The following is a 21,913-nucleotide window of genomic DNA, read 5'->3' on the forward strand; positions in this document are numbered from 1 at the left end:
TCCATGCCGGTCGAGCAGCCGCGCAGCGGCCCCTGCACGCTGGTCGAGCAGCCGCGCAGCGGCCCCTCCATGCCGGTCGAGTAGCCGCGCAGCGCCCCCGCATCCTGGTCGAGTAGCCGCGCAGCGGCGTATCGAGACCCACATCCTCAGCACGGCGGCCCTGCAGCGGCCCCTCCGATGTCGTCATCGTCCGACGCGGACGCAGAACATCAGCCAGGAATCCGTCTCATCGCCCATCAGCGATGACAAGCGCTTCCAGCCGATGTTCTGCCGCCGCAGCCGCGCACAACATCAGCTGAGAAGGGGGTCCCTCGGCTGACAGAGGAGGCCGGTTGCTCTCAGCTGATGTTGTGCGCAGCACCGTAGCGAGACCCACCCACGCCGAAGCCCCCGCCCTCCGAGAGTGGAGAGCGGGGGCCACGGCGAGACCGTCAGCGCGTCAGAGCGTCTGCGCGAACGGGTCGAAGTCCACCGGCACCGCGGGTACCGGCGCGGACAGCGTGCTGTCGATCGCGACGAACTCGCCGCTCTCGGCCGACTCCTGCGCCGACAGCATGACGTCGAGCACGTGGAAGCCGAGCTCGCCGGTGGCCACGTGCGGGCGGTCCTCGGCGATCGCGCGGACCATGTCGAGCAGGCCGAGTCCGCGGCCGACGACCGTGCCCTTCTGCTCGATCTCGGTCCACTCCTGCTCGCCCCACTGGCCGTCGGCGATCGAGGTGCGGGCCTTCACGTACGCGGTGCGCCCCTCGAACTGGTTCGGGTCCGGGATCACGATCGACCCCTCCGTGCCGTGGATCTCGAAGACGCCGTGGCGCTCGAGCGCGGAGTCGAAGCTGAGCAGGCTCGACGCCTGCGGCCCGGCCGCGAACGAGGTCAGCACCTGCAGCGAGGTGGGCACCTCGACCGGGAACGTCGTCCCCGCGTCGGGGCCGGAGCGGATGACCCGCTCCTCGAGCTTCTTCCGCCCGAGGGCCGCGACCCGCTGGACCGGTCCGAACAGGCTGACGAGTCCGGTGAAGTAGTACGGACCCATGTCCAGCAGCGGGCCCGCGCCCTGCGCGAAGAGGAACGCCGGGCTCGGGTGCCAGAGGTCCGGTCCGACCGTCTGGAAGACGGTGGACGCGAACATCGGCTCGCCGATCACGCCGTCCGCGATCGCGCGCTTCGCGGTCTGGAAGCCCGGGCCGAGCAGCGTGTCCGGCGCCGAGCCGACGCGCAGCCCCTTGGCGGCGGCGTCCTGCAGCAGCTGCGCGGTGCCGGCGCGGTCCAGGCCCAGCGGCTTCTCGCTCCAGACGTGCTTGCCCGCGGCGATCGCCGCGGCCGAGACCTCGACGTGCGCGGCGGGGATGGTCAGGTTGACGACGACCTGCACGCCGGCGTGCGCGAGGACGTCCTCCGCCGAGCCCCAGGCGGGGACGCCGTGCTTCTCGGCCTGGCTCTTCGCCCGGTCGAGCAGCAGGTCGCCGACGATGAGCACCTGGACGTCCGGGAAGGACGCGAGGTTCTCGAGGTAGGTGTCGCTGATGACGCCGACGCCGATGACGCCGATGCCGATGGGCCCGCTCATGCCGCGTACCCGCCCTTCACGAGGAAGTCGTAGCTCGCCTGGATGTCCGCGAAGACGTCGCCGGGGGCGTTGTCGTACTCGATGACGGCGTACTTGATGGCGCCCTCGCCGGCCTTGAGCGCCTCGACGAGCGGCACGTCGCCCTCGCCCGGGCGGCGCTGGTCGAGGGTGTCCGAGCCGAAGGCCGCGGCGCCGGGGGCGAACGGGTTCTCGGCCGGGGCGATGCCGTCCTTGACGTGCACCGCGACCAGGCGCGAGCCCAGCTTCGACACCAGCGCGGGGCCGTCCTGGCCGCCGGTCAGCGCCCAGAACAGGTCCAGCTCGATCTCGACGCGCTCGTCGGTCGTCGCGACGAAGCGCTCGTAGGCGGTCTCGCCGTCGAAGGAGGCGATGAACTCCTGCGCGTGGTTGTGGTAGCCGACCTTCAGGCCGAAGGTCGCGGCGACCTCGGCGGCCTTGTTCAGGCGGTCGGCGATGTCCGCCACGCCGTCCTCGGTCAGCCAGCGCTCGGCCGAGACGAACGGGTCGATGACCGTCTGGATGCCGATCTGCGCGGCCGCCTCGAAGACGACCTCGGGGGCGGGCGTGGGGATGGAGCCGTCCGGCGTCCACAGCTCGTCGGAGAGCAGCGGAGCGTGGCCGGTCGGCGAGGCGAGACCGCTCGCGTCGAGTGCGGCGCGGATCTCGGCGGGGCGGCGGACGAAGTCGAACGCCTCGACGTTCTTCAGTCCGATCGCCGCGAGCTTCTCGAGTGAGCCGTTCGGGTCCTCGGAGAACTCCTTGGCCAGCGTGTACAGCTGGATGGAGGCCAGGGGCAGAGTCATGATCGATGTCGCTTTCACTGGTGATGGTGGTGCGGGCAGGACTGTCGTCTCCGACCAGCCTGTCCTATGGACGTCCGAGAAAGGCCTATCGGACTTTCTTGATGGGGAGGATGACGAGCGCGCCGACCACCGCGGCCAGTGCGCAGACCGTGAACCACAGCCCGTAGTTGTTGCCGGTCGGGTCGCTGACGTAGACGAGGATGCCGCCGACCAGCGGCGCGAGCGTCTGCGGCAGCGCGTTGGCGATGTTGAAGACGCCGAGGTCCTTGCCGGAGTCGTCGGGGTTCGGCAGCACGTCGACGACGAGCGCGAGGTCGACGCCGACGTAGATGCCGTAGGCGAGTCCGAGGACCGCCTCGAGGACGTAGAAGGCGCCGATGTCCTGCACGAAGATCAGCGCGAAGGTGCCGACCGCGAAGAGCGCGGTCGAGCTCCAGACGAACACCTTGCGGCGCCCGATCCGGTCGGAGAGCCAGCCGGCGAAGTAGCTCGCGCCGACGAGGGTCACCGTGTAGATCAGCACGCTGGTGGTGATCACGGCCGGGATGCTCCCCTCCTCCACGCCGATGTGGTTGAGGAGGTAGAAGAAGCGGAAGGTGGTGAAGCCGAAGCTCGCGAAGATGATCAGGAAGCGCGACCACCAGGCCAGCGCGTAGTCGGGGTTCTTCACCGGGCTGACCCAGAAGGTCTCGGCCCAGTCGCGCAGCGTCGCGCGCGGCGGCGCCTGGGGCAGGCGCTTGTCGGGCAGCACGACCGCGAAGACGATCATGGCGACGATCGCGAGGATCGACGGGGCGACGAACATCACGACCAGCTGGCCGGCGAACGCCTGGGCGACGTAGGTGCCGCCGAGGATGCCGACGTTCTGCGCGATGCCGAGCGCTGCGGTGATCTTGCCGCGCTGGAACTTCGGCACCTGGTCGGCGAGCGTCGCGGTGAAGGGGGCGAGCGTCATGTTCGCGCCGAGCTGGGCGAGCGACCAGCCGACGGTGGCGACGAGCAGGGTGGGGGCGAGCGCCATGATGGCGAAGGCGACCGTCATCAGCACCGTGCCGGTCACGATCCAGATCCGGCGGCGGCCGAAGCGGCTCGTCGTGCGGTCGGAGAGCCGGCCGACGACGACGTTCGCGATCGTGGCGAAGAGGGCGCCGAAGCCGCCGAGCACCGCCGCGGCGCCGGTCGCGCCGTCCTGCGCGATCTCGCCCGACTCGACGAGCGACTGGATCTTCAGGCCGATGCCGACGACCGCCGGCCCGAGCAGCGCGATGAAGAAGATCAGCTGCGCCGCGAGCAGCCAGAAGACGTAGCCCTTCGACGCGGGCTCGGTCGGCTCGGAGAACGCGTGGTGCCCCCGCACTGTCGCCGTCGCGGTGGTCATGCCCGAGGGCATCCCCGCCGCGGATCCGCTGGACGTCGTCATGATCGTTCCCTCTCGTCATCGAGTGTGCGGAATCGAGCGGTCGCGCCCAAAACCTTGCGTCGTGTGGTTTTGAGTATGCAGGGCCGCCCGCCCCGCCGCAACCGTCCACCGCACGAGACCGGAACCCGGGTTGCGCAAGATCCCGCCCCGACGACGCTAGCCCTCCCCCTCGCGCCGCCGCCGCCCCGCACCCGAGCTGGCGCGCGACGTCCCGCGAGCAGCCCCCGGACGTCGGACTGCACGCCCCTCGGCGCCGAACCGCGGATGCCCCGACGGCCGAACGTACGCTCGAAGCATGTCGACCATCAGCGTCACCGACGCGTGCGCGAACTTCTCCGAACTGATCATCCGCTCACGCACCGAGACCGTCGTCATCATGCGCCGAGGACGTCCGGAAGCCGTGCTCATCAGCCCCGAGCAGTACGAGCGGATGAGGGACGCTCTCGAGGACGCAGAAGATGTGGAGGCCTTCGACGCCGCGCTGGCGGAGGAGGGCGACAGCATCCCCTGGTCCGAGGCGGAGGCTGCATCGTGAATGAGCCGTTCAACCAAGAACGGCCCGCCGAAGCGAGCCGTCCTGTTCTGTCTCAACCAGAGTGCGCCCGGAGGGATTCGAACCCCCAACCTTCTGATCCGTAGTCAGATGCTCTATCCGTTGAGCTACGGGCGCAGTCCATCGCGTGGCCTTGGGGGGCGCACGCAACGAGGTACGACTATACACATCGGGGAGCCCCGCCGCGAATCGAGCGGGCGCCCGCCCGGGCCCGCGTACCGTGGCAGTCATGGAGGCCGCCGCGATCGAGCTCGTGCGCTTCGTCGTCTCGCCGCTGCACCGGTTCGAGGGCCGGCCGGCCGACGGCCCGATCCCCTCCGAGGGCAACGAGCAGCCCGAGCGGATCGAGATCCGCGCGGGACTCGGCATCGTCGGCGACCGCTACTTCGCCCAGCGCGCGCATCGCACCGCCGCGGTCACCCTCTTCGCGATCGAGTCGCTCGAGCACGTCGCGGCGGAGCTCGGCCGTGCCGCGTTCGACCCCGCCGACACCCGCCGCAACATCATCGTGCGCGGCGCCGACATCGACGCGCTCGCCGGCCGCACCTTCGCGGTGGAGCAGGGCGGCGAGCGGATCGAGTTCCAGGGCGGCCGCCCGGCCAACCCCTGCGCCTGGATGGACGTCTCGCTCGCGCCCGGCGCCTTCAAGGCGATGCGGCGCCGCGGGGGCGTGCGCTGCGCCCCGCTCACCAACGGCCTCCTCCACATCGGGCCGGCCCGGCTGATCCTCCACCGCTCCGAGGACATGCTGATCTGAGCGGATCGGCCAGCGCCTAGGCTCTCCCCCGACCCGTTCCCGCCAGGCCGCTGCGCCGCGACACCCGAGGAGGCGCCCGTGCCCTACCCCGGCCGCCCCCTGCGCGCCCTCGCCTCGAGCGTCCGCCACGGCCTGCGCGACGTCTTCTCCACCACGCGCTCCCGCCGGCGCGACCCGCGCCGCCGCTACAAGAACACCGACGTCTCCGTCCTCCGCGTCCGCCGCGGAGACGTCTACGCCCGGGTCAACACGGTCGGCCACACCGGCGAGCGCACCTTCGTCCTCGTCCCGGGCATCGGCGTCGCCGCCACCTACTTCGAGCGGCTCGCCCCGGCGCTCAACGAGTTCGGCCCCGTGCACGCCCTCGACCTGCCCGGCTTCGGCGGCGTCCCGCACCCGCCGAACGCCCGGCACATGACCATCGGCGACTACGCCGAGCTGGTCGGCGCCGTCATCGACGACCTCGGCCTCGACGACCCGGTCGTCCTCGGCCACTCGATGGGCACGCAGGTCGTCGCCGAGCTCGCCGCCCGCCGCCCCGAGCTCACCACGATCGTCCTGCTCGGCCCGGTGATGAACCCGCACGAGCGCCGCATCCCGATCGCCGCCTGGCGCTTCGCCCAGTCGAGCGTCCGCGAGCCGGTGCAGGTCGCCGTCCTCGCCGCCGCGGCCTACCTGCTCTGCGGCCCGCGCTGGTTCTCGCGGGTGCTGCCCGAGATGATGCAGTACCGGATCGAGGACGTCCTGCCCCGGATCCGCGCCTCCACGCTGGTCATCCGCGGCGAGTTCGACCGCCTCGTCCCGCGGGAGTGGGCCGAGGAGGTCGCCGAGGCGATCCCGCACGCGCGCGCCTGGGAGATCCCGGACGCCTCGCACTCCGTGATGCACGCCCACGCGGAGGAGGTCGCCCGGCTCTGCGTCGAGCACGCCCGCGCCCCGCAGCCCGACCGCGACGAGGCCGAGCTGCGCCGCTTCCCGGACGACGAGGTCGACCGCTCGCAGGAGGACGCCCCGATCGACGACCCGCTGGGCGCTATCCGCGGCCGGGTGACCGAGCTCGCCGGCATCCTCGTCGACGACGACTCGCTGATCGCGGAGGGCAAGACCCAGCACGCCGAGGCCACCGACCCGGCCGCGCTGCAGGAGTCCGACACCGATGCCGGAGACGGCGACTCCGGGCCCGGCCTCTTCGACACGCCCACCGCACGCTGAGCGCGGAGCCCGCTCAGGACTCCTCGCCCACGATCTCCTCGCGGATGCGCCGCAGGTCCTCGGCGAGCGCCCCCAGCAGGATCCAGTGCTCCGGGTGCGGGGTCACGATGACGAGCGGGGCGGTGAGCGCCGGCAGCTCGTCGGTGATCGGCTCCGGCTCCGGCACCGCGACCGAGGACTGCACAAGCAGCCGCAGGTCGTGCGCCGCTCGGTGCAGCTGCACCGCGATGTCCCCGATCGTCGGCTCGCCCACCAGGTCCTGGTCGTAGAGGTCGTGCACCGTGCGGGTCATGCCGCGGACGCGCGTCACGATGCGGGCGAGCCGCGGAGTGACGGAGTCCAGCGCCAGCAGCCGGTCGCGGTGCGCGGAGCGGCGGGGGTTCAGCCGCAGCGACTCCTCGCCCGTGGCGATGGCCTCCTCCGCCTTGGTCTGCATGGTCTGCAGCAGCCGCGCGTTGATCAGCAGCTCGCTGAGCCGCTCGCGGCCGACCTTCGTCTCGAGCACGTCGGCCAGGTCGTCCAGAGCCGCGGCGAGCTGCGCGGTCAGGTCGCCGACGGCCCGCTCGGCCGGCGCCAGCGTGATCGGCGGGACGATCAGCGCGTTGACGACGATGCCGACCGCCGCGCCGATCAGCGTCTCGAGGATGCGGTCGACGGCGTAGTTCGGCGTCACCGAGCCGACCGAGAGCACGAGCATCGCGCTGATCGGGATCTGCACGGCGGAGGCGGGCGTCAGCCGCACCGCCCAGCCCACGGCGATCGCCGCGACGATCGCCCCGAGGACGATCGCGCTGTCGTCGCCGAAGAGCGTCCCGATCAGCGACCCGACGACCACCCCGATGATCACGCCGACGCTGCGCTCGAGCGCCTTCGAGAACGACTGGTTCACGCTGGGCGCGACCACCAGCAGCGCGGCGATGGCGCCGAAGACGGGCAGCGTCCCGGGGAAGATCAGGGCGGCGATGATCCAGGTGACGACGGTCGCCGCCGCCGTCTTGACCAGCTGCAGCACCGGCGGCCGCGTGTCCACGGTGAAGCTGGACGTGAGGCGCATGGCTCCACGGTAGCCGCGGCGTGCGGGCGCGGTCACCGCTCGGGCGCCGCCTCGATGCTCGCGAGCACCGCCCGCAGGCCCCGGGCGGCCTCGTCGCGGAGCGCGTCGGGCACCGCGGCGAGCAGCTCCCGCTCCACCTCGAGCACTTCGGGGAAGGCGGCGTCGACCAGCGCGGTCCCCTCGGCGGTCAGCGCGATCAGCGCGCCGCGCCCGTCCGCCGGGTTCGCGGTCCGCAGCACCAGCCCGCGGCGCTCGAGCGCGTGCAGCCGCTTCGTCACCGCAGGGGCGGAGGCGAGGCCGATCGTCCGCAGCGTCGTCGGCGACTGCGGCGCGGCGAGCCGGCGCAGCGTCGTCAGCACATCGAACTCGCCGCGGGTCAGCTCGAAGACGGCGAGCCGCTCCTCGGTCGCCCGCACGAGCAGGGCGGAGGCGCGGATCAGCCGCCCGGCGACATCGACCGCCGAGGTGTCCAGCTCGGGCCGCAGCCGGCGCCAGCCCGCGCGGATCTCGTCGACGGCGTCCGGAGCCGCGTCGTGGTCCGGATGCGACGAGTCGCTCGACAGAAGATGATTCACGAGTAAAGTATATCTGGTTCACCCGTGAACGACCTCTCCGGCCGCTGCCGCTCGGATCCGCCCGCCGACCCGAGGACTCCGATGCCCGCCACCCCCTCCCTCCGCAGCGCCCTGCCGCACCCCCGCGAGCTCGTCGCCTTCGGCCCGCACGACGGCGCGCACCGCGTCGCCCTGCGCGCCGGGATCTCGATGGCGGTGCCGCTCCTCCTCCTCTGGGTCTTCGGCCGCACCGACCTCGCCCTCTACGCCACCTTCGGCGCCTTCACCGCGCTCTACGGCCGCCGGCACACCCACCGCCCGCGCCTGCTGATGCAGGCCTCGGCCGCCGCCTACCTCGTGGCGATGGTGACGATCGGCACCGCCGTCGCCCTGTCGCCGCAGCGCGACTGGCTGATCATCCCGGTGGTCACCCTCGCCGCCGCCGGCGCCGCCTATCTCAGCGACGCCCTGCACTGGCACCCGCCCGGCCCGCTCTTCCCGGTGTTCGCCGTCACCGCCTGCGCGTCGGTGCCCGTCGAGGCGACGCGGATCCCGGAGGCGTTCGCCCTCGCCGCCGCCTCCGCCGCCTTCTCGCTGCTCATCGGAGTGAGCGGGATCGCCGCCCCGCGCGCCCGGCTGCTGCCCGCGACGCCGTGGCGACCCTCCTTCCGCGCCGCCGCCGTCCGCTCCACGACCCGCGCCGGGATGCTCCGCTTCGGCGCCGTCGTGCTGATCGCCGGCGCGATCCCCACCGCGACCGGCCTCGGCCACCCCTACTGGGCGATGGTCTCCGCCGTCGCGGCGGTCTCGGGCGCCGACGCGACCGCCCGCCTCGTCCGCGCCGGCCACCGGATGCTCGGCACCGTCATCGGCGTCGCGATCGCCGCCGCGCTGCTCGCCCTGCCGCTGTCCCCGCTGGCCACGATCGGTGTCGTCGTGCTGCTGCAGATGCTCGCCGAGCTCGTCGTCGGCCGCAACTACGGCCTGACCCTCGCCCTGATCACCCCGCTCGCGATCCTGATGGTCGAGCTCGCCCACCACACCGACGAGTTCGTCCTCCTGCGCGACCGCGCCCTCGAGACCGCGATCGGCGTCGCCGTGGGCGTGGCCGCCACCCTGCTGTCCCACGCGGTCGCCACCCGCACGCCCCGGGGAACTACCGCCACCCGCTGACCGGCCGCTCGCCCGCATCCCGCGTCGCCCCACTCCAGATCTGCTCCAGATCGTGACAGAATCTGGAGCAACGAGAGGTGGGTGTGACGGTGAAGGTCCCCATGCCGCCCCCCGACTGGGCCGCGATCCTGCACGGCGAAGGGCGAGATCGGATCTTCTCGGCGATGGTCGGCGCCGATCTCGACGACAGCGCCTACCTGCCCTGGGACAAGGTCCGCTACCGGACCCCTCCCGCCGGCCTCACCGCCCAGGAATTCTGGGCGGCGCTCAAGCTCCGTCGTCAGTCCGGGCTGCGCACGGTCTCTCTCCTCTCGAAGGACGGCAAGGCCTTCTCTTACACGCTCACCGATCACCTCCTCCGGAGGTGCGAGGAGATCGCGGCCCGCGCGAGCGGCACGATCTCGATGCCCGAGCTCGCCGTCTCCCAGGGCGATCGAGACCGGTACGTCGTCAGCTCCCTCATCGAAGAGGCGATCACCTCCAGTCAGCTGGAGGGCGCCTCCACCTCGCGCCGCGTGGCCAAGGAGATGCTCGTCTCCGGTCGCCGTCCCGTTACGAGGAGCGAGCGCATGATCCTGAACAACTATCGCGCCATGGAGCGCATCCGCGAGGTGACCGAGGAGCGGCTCACCCCGGAGCTCGTCCTCGAGCTGCACCGCATCGTGACCGATGGCACGCTCGACGACCCCGAGGACGCCGGACGCCTCCAGCAGGAGAGCGACGAGCGCGTCCGCATCTTCGGCGACGACGACCAGATCCTGCATGTGCCGCCGCCGGCCGCCGAGCTCGCCGATCGGCTCCAGGCGCTCTGCCGTTTCGCGAACGGCGAGGACGGCGACACGGCCTATCTTCCCGCTCCGCTCCGCTCGATCGTCCTGCACTTCATGGTCGGCTACGACCACTACTTCGCCGACGGCAACGGCCGGACCGCGCGGATCCTCTTCTACTGGAGCATGCTCCGGCAGGGCTACTGGGTGACGGAGTACCTCACCGTCTCCCGGATCCTCAAGAACGCTCCCGCCCGTTACCCAGGCGCTTACCTGCTCACCGAGGACGACGACGGCGATCTCACGTACTTCCTCACCTTCCATGTCGACGTCTGCACGCGAGCGCTCGACGATCTGCAGAGACACCTGCAGCGCAAGAGCGCTGAACTTCGGGACATGAGAGCCCTGCTCGATCGCCGTTCGAACGACTTCAATCCTCGCCAGCTCGCCGCATTGGAGTCGGCACTCCGCGATCCGCAGTCGGAGTTCACGGTGCACGGGCACGCCACCACCCATCGCATCTCAGGAGAGACCGCTCGAGTCGATCTCCTCGGCCTCGAGGAAGCGGGGCTGTTCGTGCGCTCCCGACGGAGCAAGAGCTACGTCTGGCGCCCCGCCGGGGACGCGGGGCGCGTGGTCGAGATCGCTGCGGACGAATGACCGCTCGCTCCACCGTTCGATCCGGATCCCGGCGGGTCGGAGCCTCGCTCCCTCACCCGGGCACGACGGAACCCCCGGTCGGCTCGCGCTGACCGGGGGTTCCACGGCGGGGGTCGGCGGGCGCCGGACCCGATGGGCCCGCCCGCCCCCGCACGAGGCGCGGAGTCGCGCGGCGGTTTCCCCCCACCGCGCGACCCTCACGCCTCAGCTAGGCGACGAAGCTCCACTTCTGGTGGTTGCCTCCGTTGCAGGACCAGGTCCCGAGCTGACGACCCGCGGTCGTGCTCTCGTCGGGCACGTCGAGGCAGGCGCCGCTCGCGCGGTTGACGATGGTCTGACCGCTCACCTGCCACTGCGTCGTCTGTCCGGAGGTGCAGGGCGCCTGCACCAGCGCGCCGCCGGAGCCCGAGGACCCGGACTGCGCGAGGCAGAGCCCGCTGTGCTGCGTCTGGAACTGCAGGTAGCCGGCGGCCGACGCCCGGGCGAACACGGCGTTCGACCCGTTGCCGCAGGTCCACTGGACCACCTTCGAGCCGGTCGCGGTCGAGTCGTCCGCGACGTTCACGCACAGTCCGCTCGACGCCGACTTGATCGTCGATCGCGGCAGCGCCGGGGCGGCGTTCACCGTTCCCGCCGCGGTGTCGATGACGACCCCGTCCACTTCCGGCATGGCGACCGAGGTGTTCGACGGGAACTGCAGCGGCTGCCAGACGTAGCTGGAGTCGTTGACCGCTCCGTTGTTGGCGCCCGCCCAGCGGTCGCCCATGTAGAGGTAGGACGTGCCGGCGCTGCCGCTGATGGTCGCGACGTAGGTCGGCTGCGAGCGGTTGCCGGTCGGCCCGCCGAAGTCGGTCGGCGTCGACCACGGCCCGGTGATCTTCGTGGCCGTGGAGTACTTGTTCTGGTTCGGGCTCCACCCGGTGGTCCCGGACGAGAGCGCGAAGTAGACGCCGTTGCGCTTGAAGATCGTCGGCGCCTCACGGGACTGGTTCTCCCAGTGCAGCCCCTGGAACGACTCGACGTTCGTGTACGACGCGTTGAGCTTGAAGATCGCCGTCGACGCGTTCGTGGTGGGGATGGCCGTCGACGAGAAGAGGTACGCCGAGCCGTCGTCGTCCTGGTACACCGTCATGTCGCGCGACTCGTAGCCCTGCGGCCGGAAGCTGCCCTGGTAGGAGTAGGAGCCGTCGATCGTGCTCGAGGTCGCGACCGCGACCCGGCCCTCCCAGTAGTTCTGCCCGTTCTCCCAGTGCATCCAGAGCACGTACTTCTGTGTCGCCGCGTTGTAGACGAGCTTCGGCCGCTCGATCGTGGAGACGTTCAGCTCCGGCGCCGAGTTCTTGGTGAGGATGTCGCCGCGGAACTCCCAGTTCTTGAAGTCGGTGGAGCGGTAGAGCGGGACCGAGATGAACCGGTTGTCCGCGTCGGTGCTCTGACCGACCCAGTAGTAGTACTGCCCGACCTTGAGCAGCCCGGCGCCGTGGCCGTGGATCGGCTGGCCCTGGGTCGTGAGGAACTGCGTGCCGTTGGTGACGGTCTGCGGCGCCGCCGTCGCGGGCGCCAGGCACGAGACCGCGACCAGCGCCGCCGTGGCGAGCGCCATGAGCGCCAGCCTGATCCGTCCTCGTCGTTTCGTCATTGAAACTCTCCTTCTAGTTGAGGGTCATCGAGGGGACGACCCACGTGGTGGTCGACATCGCCGGAGCGGATGCCGTGAATCGGTTGCCGGCGAGCGCGGCCGAGGGCAGCGCCGCGAGGTCCTGGGAGCCACTGGTGCGCACCCCCGAGGCGGTCGCAGTGGCGGGAGCGAAGCGGCTGAGGTCGTAGGTGACCGTCGCCGGCGTCGAGGTGTTGTTCACCGTGACCAGCACGACGCGCCGGCCGGCCTCGTCGTGGAAGGCGACGGTGTCGTTGTCGCTCACGCCGATCACCCGGTAGCCGCGGCGGATGTAACGGCTCCACTGCGCCATCGCCCAGAACTTCTTGTTCCGGGTGTAGCTCGAGAGATCCGCGGAGGCGTTGTTGAGGTCGGTGTCGAGCACCCCCCAGCCACCGGAGTCGACCGCCTGCCAGTAGGCGAACGCGCTCGCGCCGAGCCACTTCACGTCCCAGAGGATGTTCTGCGAGAGCGTCATGCCGCTGGCGTCGCCGTTGCCGTGCTCGGAGTCCCAGATCCGCGTGCCGCGAGCGGCGGTCTTGAAGCCGGTCCGGTCGGAGCCCTCGTAGCTGTGCACGTTGTACTGCCCGACGAGGGCGCGGGTCTGCGCGGACCAGCTGTTCACCGTGTCGCGGCCGACGTCGATGCTCGTCTCGTCCGACGCCGCGATCCGCGTCGGCGAGCCCTGCCGCGCCAGTTCGTCCGCCAGGGCCCTGAGCATGGTCGCCTGGTTCGCCGGGTACATCCGGTTGCCCTCCTGGCGGTTGCCGAAGGTCCAGTAGGCGGCGCTCGGCTCGTTCACCGGCGACAGGGTGCGGAAGGGCACGCCCCAGGTCGTGCGGAAGCGCTCGTTGACCGTCACGAGGTAGCGGGCGAAGGCCTCGTAGCTGTCGGTGCGGAGGTTCTCGGCGGCGTTCCTGCCCCCGGTGACGCTGCCCGAGATCGTCATCCACCAGGGCGGCGAGTTCGCGAACGACTCGGCGAGGAACTCGCTCGCCGGGATCCGCGACTTGGCGGCCTGGAGGAACCAGCGCTGATTCGGATCCGCCGACCAGTCGTAGGCCGCCGAAGCGGACGCGAGGTAGCCGGGGATGCGGGCGCGCAGATCCATGTGCCCGGGGTAGGCCGGGTTCTCGCCGCCGCCGATGTTGTAGCGGACGATGTTCAGCCCGAGACCCTTGTCGCGGTCGAAGAGCAGGTCGGCGTAGGTGTCGCGCACCGCCTGCGTGCCGCCGATGCGGTGCGCGAACCAGCAGAGCGCCGTGCCGAAGCCCTCCCATACGGGTCCGCGCTGCCCGGGGTCGACGACCGCCGTGCCGGTGGCGGCGTGCGCGGGTGCGGCGCCCGGCCCGGCCACCGCCGTGACCGCGCCCGCGAGCGCTGCCGTGCCTGCGAGGGCGAGAAGCCCTCTCCTGTCCATCTTCATGGGTACCTCCTTGTACCTGTGGTGCTCGTGCCGCGGCGCCTGATCGGCATCTCCCCCGCACGGATGTCCACGTCAACATCACTCCGGCGAACGTAGCATGGCAGCGCAACCATCTCCAGCACGATGCGCGCCACCACCGGCAGAAGCCTCGGACGGGGGTCACCCACATCTCCGCGTGAGGGTCGTCGCCCCGAGTGCCAGGAGCGACGCACCCGCTCCGACGATCACACCGACGGATTCCGCCCTCGTGAGCCGAGTCAGCGCTCCCGCGCGAGCATGTTCATTCGCGACATGCGCATCGACGATCTTCTCGGCACTGCCCGGGACGACGCGCTCGTATCCCTCGATCATCGCGACCGGAGGGAGAGGACCTCGAAACGATCGGCTTCGAGCGATCGCCTCTACCGTGCCGGAGCGTTCAGATTCTTCTTCGATTTCGGCGTCGATCGTTCCATGGACGAGACCTCGGTCGGCGTCGGGTGACCAAGCACCTTCTTCATCTCGCCCAGGCGCCGTCTGTCGCCCGTCATTCCCACGAATGCTCCATGGGCCAGGCCCCTCATCGCTGCTCGAGCTGTCGGTGTCATCTGGCAAACCTACGTCCTCCGCCGGGCGAGAAGGAGCTCTCGCCATGTCATCGACCGAGAGCTTAGGCAGCTCATGCACCGGGGGTACGAGAGGCGCGTTTCCTCTGTCGCTCCACGTGACCGGCCCCGTCCTCGAGAGCTCGACAGCTGTCACCATCCGCCTCCGCCGACGGTGTCGCGCGGTCCGGGAACGACAGAACCCCCGGTCGGCTCTCGCTGACTCGGGGGTTCTGACTGGCGGTACCGGTGGGATTTGAACCCACGGTGGACGCAAGCCCACACATGTTTTCGAGACATGCTCCTTCGGCCGCTCGGACACGGTACCGAGGACGAGTGTACGCGAGGCTCCGGAATCCCGCCAATCGGCGCGGGAACCGCGGCCGAGCGCGGGCGTGCGGCCGTCGCCGGGGCGTCAGGCGGGCTCGGGCAGGAGGAAGGCGAGCACCCGGTCCCACTCGGAGACGGCGAGCAGATGGCCTCGGCCGGGCACGACCTCGAGGCGCGAGTCCGGCAGTCGCGCGGCGTACCACTCGCCGTGCTGGCGGCCGACGGTCGCGTCCTCGCCGCCGTAGAGGAGGAGCGCCGGGGCGTCGACCGTCTCGACCGCGAAGCCCCACTCCTGGAGGGTGTAGCCGACGATGTCCGCGGCCTGGCCGAGGTTGCCCTGGGCGACGGCGCGCTCGAGCATCGCCAGGAGCCGCTCGCGGACGCCGGGCGCCTCGAGCACGTCCTCGTCGGCGGCGTCCCCTCCGAGCACGCCGAGAAGCGACTCGGGGGTGGGCGACGGCCCGAACGCGCTGTCGAGAGCGGCGGCGAGGGAGCGGACGGCCTCGTCCACCGGCAGCTCGCGCAGCTGCTCGAGCATCGCCCGGTTCTGCTCGCCGACCCACGGCACGGCGTCGTCGGGCGCGGGAGTGCCGAGGACGGCGACGCGCCCGACCAGGCCCGGGTAGTTGGCCGAGAGGGCGAGGGCGACGCGGCCGCCCGCCGACCAGCCGGCCGCGGTGACCGAGGCGATGCCCGCGGTGGCCAGGTACTCGGCGATGTCGGCGGCGGCCTGCTCCGGGCTCGCCCCGGCACCGGCGCCGGCGGGATCGACGTCGGTCAGCAGCTCCGAGGCACCGTAGCCGGGGCGGTCGAACGAGAGCAGCCGCACGCCGTGGCGGGCGGTGGCCGCGGGGTCGGGGTCGAGACCGGCGGCGCCGGGTGCGGGGTGCGCGAGCACGACGACGCGCTCGGCGTCCTCCGGGCCGACCCAGGCGACTCCGAGCGCGCGGCCGGACTTGAGCGTGTGCACCGTCGAGGTCATGGGCCCAGTCTCCCGCAGACGACCGACACCGCCCGCGCGCCGCTCTGGTGCCGCCAGGACTCCTCCCCACAGGGACGTCCGCCCGGCTGTCCACCGATCGGGCGCGGCGCGTCCGGGTGTCGGCGGTGCCCGCTAGGGTCGAAGACACGTTCGAAGGAACACTCCGATGTCGGAGGCCGGCCGTAGCGTCGCCGGTGCTCCCTCGCTCCACCACTGCCCAGCACTCCACCACTGCCCTGTACTCCACACTGCCCCGCACTCCCCCGGCCCGGAAGGACCCCATGGCCTCCTCGAAGACGCGCACCGCCGCCTACCGCTGCTCCGAGTGCGGCTGGACGACCGCGAAGTGGGTCGGCCGCTGCGGCGAGTGCCAGCAGTGGGGCTCCGTGATCGAGAGCACCGAGCGGACCGGTCTCGTCCGGGCGGTCGCGGCCGTCGCCCCCACTGCGGCGCGGCTCGCCAAGCCGATCACGCAGATCGAGACCACCTCCGCCGCCCATCGGCCCACCGGCGTGGGCGAGCTCGACCGGGTGCTCGGCGGCGGCATCGTCAACGGCGCCGTCGTCCTCCTCTCCGGCGAGCCCGGCGTCGGCAAGTCGACGCTGCTGCTCGAGGTCGCCTCCCGCGCCGCCGCCGAGGGCCAGCGCGTGCTTTACGTCAGCGCGGAGGAGTCCGCCGCCCAGGTGCGGATGCGCGCCGAGCGCACCGGCGCCATGCACGACAGCCTCTTCCTCGCGGCCGAGACCGACCTCGCCACCGTCCTCGGCCAGATCGACGAGGTCCGCCCGGACCTCCTGATCGTCGACTCCGTGCAGACCGTGGCGAGCGACACGGTGGACGGCCTGCCCGGCGGGCCGAGCCAGGTCCGCGAGGTCGCCGCGACGCTGATCCGCGTCTGCAAGGAGCGCGCGCTGCCCCTGGTCCTCGTCGGCCACGTCACCAAGGACGGCTCGATCGCCGGCCCGCGCCTGCTCGAGCACCTCGTCGACGTCGTCTGCCATTTCGAGGGCGACCGCCAGACGGCGCTGCGCTTCGTTCGCTCCCTCAAGAACCGCTTCGGCCCCACCGACGAGGTCGGCTGCTTCGAGATGACCGCCGAGGGCATCGCCGAGATCCCCGACCCCAGCGGCCTCTTCCTCAGCCGCACCCGCTTCCCCACCCCGGGTATCTGCGTCACGGTCGCGATGGAGGGGCGCCGCGCTCTGCCCGTCGAGATCCAGGCCCTCGTCATCGCGAACGACGGCGACCACCCGCGCCGGGTGACCAACGGCGTGGACGCCTCCCGCGTCGCGATGATCCTCGCGGTGCTCGAGCGCCAGGCCGGCATCCCGCTCCGCCGCTGCGACGTCTACGTCTCGACCGTCGGCGGCGTGAAGCTGATGGAGCCGGCCGCCGACCTCGCCATCGCCGTCGCGATCGCCTCGGCCCACGCCTACACGCCGCTGCGCCCCGGCATCGCGGCCTTCGGCGAGATCAGCCTCTCCGGCGACATCCGTCCGGCGTCCGGCGCGAAGCAGCGCGCCAACGAGGCCACCCGGCTCGGCCACCCCTCCCACCTGGACTCGAGCGCCTTCACCCTCTCGAGCGCGATCACCCACGCCCTGGTGCCGGTGCCCGCCCGCATCCCCGTCGGCTGACGGGCCCCGCGCCGGACCGCCGCCCTAGGCTGACGCCGTGAGCAGCGACACCGAGCGGCCCGGCACCGACCAGGACCGTCCCGCCACGGACGGAGACTCCGCCCCCGCCTCCGCACCGGCGGTCCGCCGCCGCCGCTTCCCGATCCCCGCCCTGCTCGACCAGGCCTTCTTCGTCCTCGGCGGCGTGGCCGCGACCCTCCTCGCCGTGGTCCTCGTCACCGACGGCGTCCGCTCCGGCTGGGCCCAGATCGGCTTCTACGTCGCCGTCTGGGTCCTGGTCGCGTACCTCGTGCTGCCGCGGCTGCACCGGATCCTCACCCGGCTCTACGTGCCCGACTACTTCATCGGCCGCGCGCGCACCAGCGACGGCCTGCTCGGCGACCCGGTCAACCTCGCCCTCCAGGGCAGCGACGCGCAGCTCGTCCACGCGATGACCTCCTCCGGCTGGACCCGCGCCGACGAGGTCACGGTGCGCAGCAGCCGGAGGATCATCACCGCCACGCTCACCCGCCGCAGCTACCACCGCGCCCCCGTCTCGCCGCTCTTCGTGTTCGGGCGGCAGCAGGACGTCGCGTTCCAGCAGGAGGTCGCCGGCAACCCGGGCAAGCGCCACCACGTGCGCTTCTGGCGCTGCCCCGAGGACTGGTTCCTGCCCGGCGGGTTCCCCGTCGAATGGGTCGCCGCCGGCACCTTCGACCGCAGCGTCGGACTCTCGCTCTTCACCCTCCAGGTCACGCACAAGATCTCCCCCGACACCGACCAGGAGCGCGACCACATCGTGGCGAGCCTCCGCGAGCACCACCCCGAGGTGACGGTCGACGTCATCCAGGACTTCTCCACCGGCTACCACTCCCGGAACGGCGGCGGCGACTCCATCGTCACCGACGGCGACCTGCCGGTCGTCGACCTCCGCGCGATCCCCCTGCCGTCCGGGGCCGCCGAGCGCGACGCGATCGCCCCCGTCGCCGCCACCGAGCTGGCCGGTGCGCTCGGCACCTCGTCCGCGACGGTCCTCCGCCGTCCCGTCACCACGCACGTCGGAGCCCTGATGCTCGTCGCCCGCGGCCTCGCGTACGCGCTCCAGGCCGTGCTGCTGCTCGCCGGCGCCGCCTCGCTCGACGACCTGACCTGGCTCGACGGCGGCACCGCCACCGCGGGCGGCTCCACGCTCGACGACGCCTCGACCCGGCCGATCGCCGCAGCCCTCCTCGGGGTGGCGACGCTCCTCTGGCTACTCCTCGGCGCACTCGTGCTCCGCGGCTCCGGGACGGCCCGCCTGCTCGCCCTCTCCTCCAGCCTGCTCAGCACGATCACCGCCTTCGCCGCCGTGCTCCAGGGCGGTGCGGCGATCAGCCTGCAGACCAACCTCGGCAGCGTCGCCTTCGACATCCTCGTGCTGCTCGCCCTCTCGAGCCGCAGCTCCCGCGACTACGCGGCCGCGAAGAGCCGGCTCCGCGCCGACCGCCGCGCCGAGAGCAGGTCGAGACGGGGCGCGCGCGGCCGAGAAGGCTAGACCCCGCCGCCTCCGCCGCCGCCCCCGCCACCGCCGGAGCTGCCGCCACCGCCCGCGCCGCCGCTCGACGAGCTCGACGAGGAGCCGACGAAGCTCGACGCGGACGAGGAGAACGAGGAGATGCTCCCCGCGAACGCCGCGGCGTGGAACCCCGTCGTCCCCGAGTACCAGACCGGGCTCTCGCCGGTCTGCTCGTACGCGGTCGCGAGCGCCGCCGACCACTCCTTCTCCAGCCCGAGGAGCACCGCCCACGGCAGCAGCCGCTCGGTCACCTCGACCACCTCGACCGGACCGACGCTGCGCCGGTCGGCACCGCGGGGCGACTGCAGCATCGCGAACCGGTCCGCCTCCGCCAGCCGCAGGTACAGCTCGAGACCCTTCAGGTGGTCGCGCAGCTCCGCGCCGGCCGCGGTCAGCGGCACCTTCGCGAGCAGGACGCAGACCAGCGCCCCCACGACCAGCGCGGAGAGGAGCAGCACGATCGGCAGCGCCCCGCCGAGCGCCGCCCCGAGCAGGAGCGCCCCGGACAGCACGACGCCGACGACGGCGACGACCGCGAGCACGACCAGGAGCACGGAGCCGCGCACCGTCCCGGAGCGCCGCAGTCCCTCCTCCACGACCCGCGCGGACATCACCGTCTGGAAGGACGACACCGCCTTCCCGAACTCCTTGTCCTTCCCGCTCAGATCGCGGACGGTGCCCGGCGAGGGCGAGACCCCGAACGCGATGTCGAAGAACTCCCGGTCGACGGGAGGGACGACCCGCGGCCGCCCGGCCCGTCGCGGCGCGGCCGTCGCCGGATCGAGCACGCGGAGGAGGAACCCCGGCTTCCTCCCCGAGTCCTTCTCCTCGACCCGGACCAGCCCGCGGACCGCCGCGTCGAGCAGCGCCGCGGCCGGAGCGCGCGAGGACCGCCCGCGCAGCGCCGCGGAGAGGAAGAGCCCCTGCGCGGGCGGCTCGTACTCGGCGATCACCGTCGGGCGCCCCGGAGCATCGCGCAGCACCGTGGCACGCCGCCGGATCGCCGCGACGAGCACGCCGAGCAGCACGAGCATCGACGCCAGCTGCACCCAGGCCCAGCCCGAGGCGAAGTAGCCGTCGTCGCGCGGCGTGAAGGTCCCCGGCGCGAAGCCGACCGCGACCGTCACGTTCTCGTACGCCGCCAGGTCGGTCCCGCTCGCGGTCACCACGGCGCCGTCGCGGCCGATCGAGCAGCCGTCGGTGGAGCCGGCCGCGCCGCGGTAGCACGCAGCGGTGCCGGTCGCCGCCTCGGCCAGGCCGCCGGTGAGCCGGATCCGGACGTCGTAACGGTCGAAGGGCTGCCGCCACTGCGTGCCGTTCGCGTCCCAGTAGAACTCGTCCTCGCCGCTCCGCGTTCCGGAGCCGGGCAGCGTCACGTCGTGCTGGGTGTAGGTGAAGACGTAGGTCTGGCTGCCGCTGACGAAGCCGTCCGCAGCGCTCGTCACGAGGAGGATCGCGTCCTCGGTCTCGGTGTCGACGGGCCGAGCCCGTCCCGTCTCGTCCGTCACCGACACCAGGTCGACACCGGTCGGGTAGCCCTGGTACTGGAGCGGGATCGCCCGCTGCATCCCGCGGTTCTGGTTCTCGGGGAACTCGGCGACGAAGGTCTCCACCGTCGTCAGCGTCGAGCGCCCCTCGGCGTCGCGGCCGAGGTCGTAGTCGACGGCGTAGCGGGTGAAGCGGAAGTCGTCGACGCCGCGTGCTGGTCCGCCGATGGCGGCGGCGCCGACGGCAGCGGCGGCGACCGGCTCGCCCGCGTGGACCACCGGCAGTGGCCCGGCCGCCGCCGTGGGCGCCCCCGCCAGCACGGCCACGAGCAGCATCCCCGCCGCTCCCGCGGACGACCCGGGTCCGCGCGCTCCCGAGCCCCGCCCCCTCGGCGTGATCGCGGACAGGAGCCGGCGGAGCGTCCTCATCATGTCTGTGAGCGTACGCGCGCGTGTTCCGCGCCACCTCCTCCTGAAGGGCGACAGGCGGGACGGACTACTGCAGCAGGAACTGCGTCGTCGACCCCGACGGGATCCCCGCGACCGAGACCGAGAGGTTGTACGCCGCGCCGCCCCCCTCGACCGCCTCGCGCCCGCCGGAGCAGGTGTCCGGCGAGGAGCGGGTGCGGTCCCAGGTGATCGCACTGCCCGTGACCGAGGTGCCGGCCTGGAGCAGGATCTCCAAGGACGACCCGTTCGTCTGGCAGTCGGTCGAGGTCCAGACCGGGTCGGACCCGCTGGTGATCGTGAAGACCTGCCCGCTCGTCCCGGCGTCGATCACGCAGTCGGTGCTCGAGATGTTCGCGAGCGAGAGCGAGAGCTGTGGCGCCTCGTCGGGCCCGTAGCTCGTCGCATCGGTGACGGCCGTGACCGCGACGGTGTCGGCGGTGCAGGCGGCGGCGTCGGCGGGCGGCGAGCCCTCGGGCGCGGTCGAGGGGTAGAGCGTCGGCAGCGCCGAGGCCGTCGGGCTCGCGCTCTCGGCCGTCCCGCGCGCGCCCGCCCACGGCTGCAGCGAGACCAGCGCGGCGATCCCGGCGATGATCACCAGGAGCGCGAGGATCAGGCCGGCCCTGCGCCGCCGGTAGACCCGGGAGGGCAGGCGGCGGGGAGGCGGAGTCACCGACACAGGCTACGACGCGCGAGCGCTCAGAGCGTCTTGAGCATGCGGGTGTTGCCGAGCGTGTTCGGCTTCACCCGGGCGAGGTCGAGGAACTCGGCGACGCCCTCGTCGGGAGAGCGCAGCAGCTCGGCGTACACCTCGGGGTCGACGACCTTCTCGCCGATCGGCGCGTAGCCGTGGCGCTCGAAGAAGCCGACCTCGAAGGTCAGGCAGAACAGGCGCTTCAGCCCGAGCTCGCGCGCGTCGTTCTCGAGGCGCTCCAGGATGTGGTGGCCCACGCCCCGGCCGAGCCAGTCCTTCGCGACGGCGAGGGTGCGCACCTCCGCGATGTCGTCCCACATCACGTGCAGCGCGCCGCAGCCGATGGCGGTGCCGTCGCCCGACTCCGCGATCCGGAACTCCTGCACGGCGCCGTAGAGCACCACGCGGTCCTTGCCGAGGAGGATGCGCTCGTTGACGAGCGGCTCGCTGAGCTCCTGGATGAAGGGGACGTCGCTCGTGCGCGCGCGGCGCACCGGGTACTTCCAATCGGCCATCCGACAAGCGTACGGCCGAACGACGACGAGCCCGTCCCTCCGCGAGGAGGAACGGGCTCGCTGTCGTGCTGTGCGG

General features: G+C 72.1%; 19 protein-coding genes and 2 tRNA genes. 8 read left to right on the forward strand and 13 right to left on the reverse strand.

The window, feature by feature from the left end; genetic code table 11:
• Nucleotides 1-439 precede the first annotated feature (439 nt).
• From EDF22_RS14290 to EDF22_RS14300, 3 genes are all read right to left on the reverse strand, one after another.
• Nucleotides 440-1,570 carry a Gfo/Idh/MocA family protein gene (locus EDF22_RS14290; RefSeq protein ID WP_123705499.1) on the reverse strand — a complete coding sequence of 377 codons (1,131 nt, stop codon included), beginning with the start codon at nucleotides 1,568-1,570 and terminating at the stop codon, nucleotides 440-442.
• Nucleotides 1,567-2,394: a sugar phosphate isomerase/epimerase gene (locus EDF22_RS14295; protein ID WP_123705500.1), complete on the reverse strand. Its 828-nt coding sequence runs from the start codon at nucleotides 2,392-2,394 to the stop codon at nucleotides 1,567-1,569. The genes EDF22_RS14290 and EDF22_RS14295 overlap by 4 nt, the downstream gene beginning before the upstream one ends.
• Nucleotides 2,395-2,479: 85 nt before the next feature.
• The gene (locus EDF22_RS14300) at nucleotides 2,480-3,814 is read right to left on the reverse strand and encodes an MFS transporter (RefSeq protein WP_221180933.1); all 1,335 of its coding nucleotides are present in this window, start codon (nucleotides 3,812-3,814) and stop codon (nucleotides 2,480-2,482) included.
• A gap of 295 nt (nucleotides 3,815-4,109) precedes the next feature.
• Between EDF22_RS14300 and EDF22_RS14305 the strand changes: the two genes are divergently transcribed.
• Nucleotides 4,110-4,349, forward strand: coding sequence for a type II toxin-antitoxin system Phd/YefM family antitoxin (locus tag EDF22_RS14305; protein ID WP_123705501.1), 240 nt, complete (start codon nucleotides 4,110-4,112; stop codon nucleotides 4,347-4,349).
• Nucleotides 4,350-4,411: 62 nt separating this feature from the next.
• Here EDF22_RS14305 and EDF22_RS14310 read toward each other — a convergent pair.
• Nucleotides 4,412-4,484, reverse strand: a tRNA-Arg gene (locus EDF22_RS14310).
• A 112-nt stretch (nucleotides 4,485-4,596) separates the two neighbouring features.
• On the opposite strand from EDF22_RS14310, the gene EDF22_RS14315 reads away from it, so the two are divergent.
• Together EDF22_RS14315 and EDF22_RS14320 are read left to right on the forward strand one after the other, a co-directional pair.
• The gene (locus EDF22_RS14315; RefSeq protein WP_123446774.1) at nucleotides 4,597-5,124 is read left to right on the forward strand and encodes an MOSC domain-containing protein; all 528 of its coding nucleotides are present in this window, start codon (nucleotides 4,597-4,599) and stop codon (nucleotides 5,122-5,124) included.
• A gap of 78 nt (nucleotides 5,125-5,202) precedes the next feature.
• Nucleotides 5,203-6,336, forward strand: a complete 1,134-nt coding sequence (locus EDF22_RS14320; protein WP_123705502.1) for an alpha/beta fold hydrolase — start codon at nucleotides 5,203-5,205, stop codon at nucleotides 6,334-6,336.
• Between the two features lie 13 nt (nucleotides 6,337-6,349).
• Here the strand turns inward: EDF22_RS14320 and EDF22_RS14325 are convergent, their stop codons facing one another.
• Together EDF22_RS14325 and EDF22_RS14330 are read right to left on the reverse strand one after the other, a co-directional pair.
• Entirely contained in the window at nucleotides 6,350-7,390 is a 1,041-nt protein-coding gene (locus tag EDF22_RS14325) for an aromatic acid exporter family protein (RefSeq protein ID WP_123705503.1), read from the reverse strand.
• A gap of 32 nt (nucleotides 7,391-7,422) precedes the next feature.
• A complete protein-coding gene (locus EDF22_RS14330) occupies nucleotides 7,423-7,965 on the reverse strand; it encodes a MarR family winged helix-turn-helix transcriptional regulator (protein WP_123705504.1) in 543 nt (180 codons plus the stop codon).
• Nucleotides 7,966-8,046: 81 nt separating this feature from the next.
• On the opposite strand from EDF22_RS14330, the gene EDF22_RS14335 reads away from it, so the two are divergent.
• Together EDF22_RS14335 and EDF22_RS14340 are read left to right on the forward strand one after the other, a co-directional pair.
• Complete coding sequence (locus tag EDF22_RS14335) at nucleotides 8,047-9,117, forward strand: FUSC family protein (RefSeq protein WP_148059197.1); 1,071 nt, start codon at nucleotides 8,047-8,049, stop codon at nucleotides 9,115-9,117.
• Nucleotides 9,118-9,218: 101 nt separating this feature from the next.
• A complete protein-coding gene (locus EDF22_RS14340) occupies nucleotides 9,219-10,544 on the forward strand; it encodes a Fic family protein (RefSeq protein WP_260303469.1) in 1,326 nt (441 codons plus the stop codon).
• Between the two features lie 208 nt (nucleotides 10,545-10,752).
• Here the strand turns inward: EDF22_RS14340 and EDF22_RS14345 are convergent, their stop codons facing one another.
• Nucleotides 10,753-12,183 carry an RICIN domain-containing protein gene (locus EDF22_RS14345; protein ID WP_123705506.1) on the reverse strand — a complete coding sequence of 477 codons (1,431 nt, stop codon included), beginning with the start codon at nucleotides 12,181-12,183 and terminating at the stop codon, nucleotides 10,753-10,755.
• A 13-nt stretch (nucleotides 12,184-12,196) separates the two neighbouring features.
• On the reverse strand, nucleotides 12,197-13,627 hold the full coding sequence (locus tag EDF22_RS14350) for a glycoside hydrolase (protein ID WP_123705507.1): 1,431 nt from the start codon (nucleotides 13,625-13,627) through the stop codon (nucleotides 12,197-12,199).
• A 291-nt stretch (nucleotides 13,628-13,918) separates the two neighbouring features.
• On the opposite strand from EDF22_RS14350, the gene EDF22_RS14355 reads away from it, so the two are divergent.
• Nucleotides 13,919-14,110, forward strand: coding sequence for a hypothetical protein (locus EDF22_RS14355; protein ID WP_148059198.1), 192 nt, complete (start codon nucleotides 13,919-13,921; stop codon nucleotides 14,108-14,110).
• A gap of 339 nt (nucleotides 14,111-14,449) precedes the next feature.
• On the opposite strand, the gene EDF22_RS14360 is transcribed toward EDF22_RS14355, so the two are convergent.
• A tRNA-Ser gene (locus EDF22_RS14360) sits at nucleotides 14,450-14,539 on the reverse strand.
• Between the two features lie 87 nt (nucleotides 14,540-14,626).
• Entirely contained in the window at nucleotides 14,627-15,523 is an 897-nt protein-coding gene (locus EDF22_RS14365) for an alpha/beta fold hydrolase (protein WP_123705509.1), read from the reverse strand.
• Nucleotides 15,524-15,804: 281 nt separating this feature from the next.
• Here EDF22_RS14365 and radA point away from each other — a divergent pair, with 281 nt between their 5' ends.
• Nucleotides 15,805-17,160 (forward strand): DNA repair protein RadA, encoded by a 1,356-nt coding sequence (gene radA / locus EDF22_RS14370; RefSeq protein WP_123705510.1) that lies wholly within the window; start codon nucleotides 15,805-15,807, stop codon nucleotides 17,158-17,160.
• Nucleotides 17,161-17,197: 37 nt separating this feature from the next.
• Nucleotides 17,198-18,673 (forward strand): LssY C-terminal domain-containing protein, encoded by a 1,476-nt coding sequence (locus EDF22_RS14375; RefSeq protein ID WP_123705511.1) that lies wholly within the window; start codon nucleotides 17,198-17,200, stop codon nucleotides 18,671-18,673.
• On the opposite strand, the gene EDF22_RS14380 is transcribed toward EDF22_RS14375, so the two are convergent.
• The 3 genes from EDF22_RS14380 to EDF22_RS14390 all read right to left on the reverse strand — a co-directional run bounded on the left by EDF22_RS14380 (nucleotide 18,670) and on the right by EDF22_RS14390 (nucleotide 21,837).
• A complete protein-coding gene (locus tag EDF22_RS14380) occupies nucleotides 18,670-20,613 on the reverse strand; it encodes a DUF2207 family protein (RefSeq protein WP_148059199.1) in 1,944 nt (647 codons plus the stop codon). The genes EDF22_RS14375 and EDF22_RS14380 overlap by 4 nt on opposite strands.
• A gap of 64 nt (nucleotides 20,614-20,677) precedes the next feature.
• Nucleotides 20,678-21,301, reverse strand: coding sequence for a hypothetical protein (locus EDF22_RS14385; protein WP_148059200.1), 624 nt, complete (start codon nucleotides 21,299-21,301; stop codon nucleotides 20,678-20,680).
• A gap of 26 nt (nucleotides 21,302-21,327) precedes the next feature.
• Nucleotides 21,328-21,837 (reverse strand): amino-acid N-acetyltransferase, encoded by a 510-nt coding sequence (locus EDF22_RS14390; RefSeq protein WP_123446786.1) that lies wholly within the window; start codon nucleotides 21,835-21,837, stop codon nucleotides 21,328-21,330.
• Nucleotides 21,838-21,913: the final 76 nt, after the last annotated feature.

It is taken from the genome of Rathayibacter sp. PhB127, assembly GCF_003751665.1.
In the GTDB taxonomy this organism is placed as follows: domain Bacteria; phylum Actinomycetota; class Actinomycetes; order Actinomycetales; family Microbacteriaceae; genus Rathayibacter; species Rathayibacter festucae.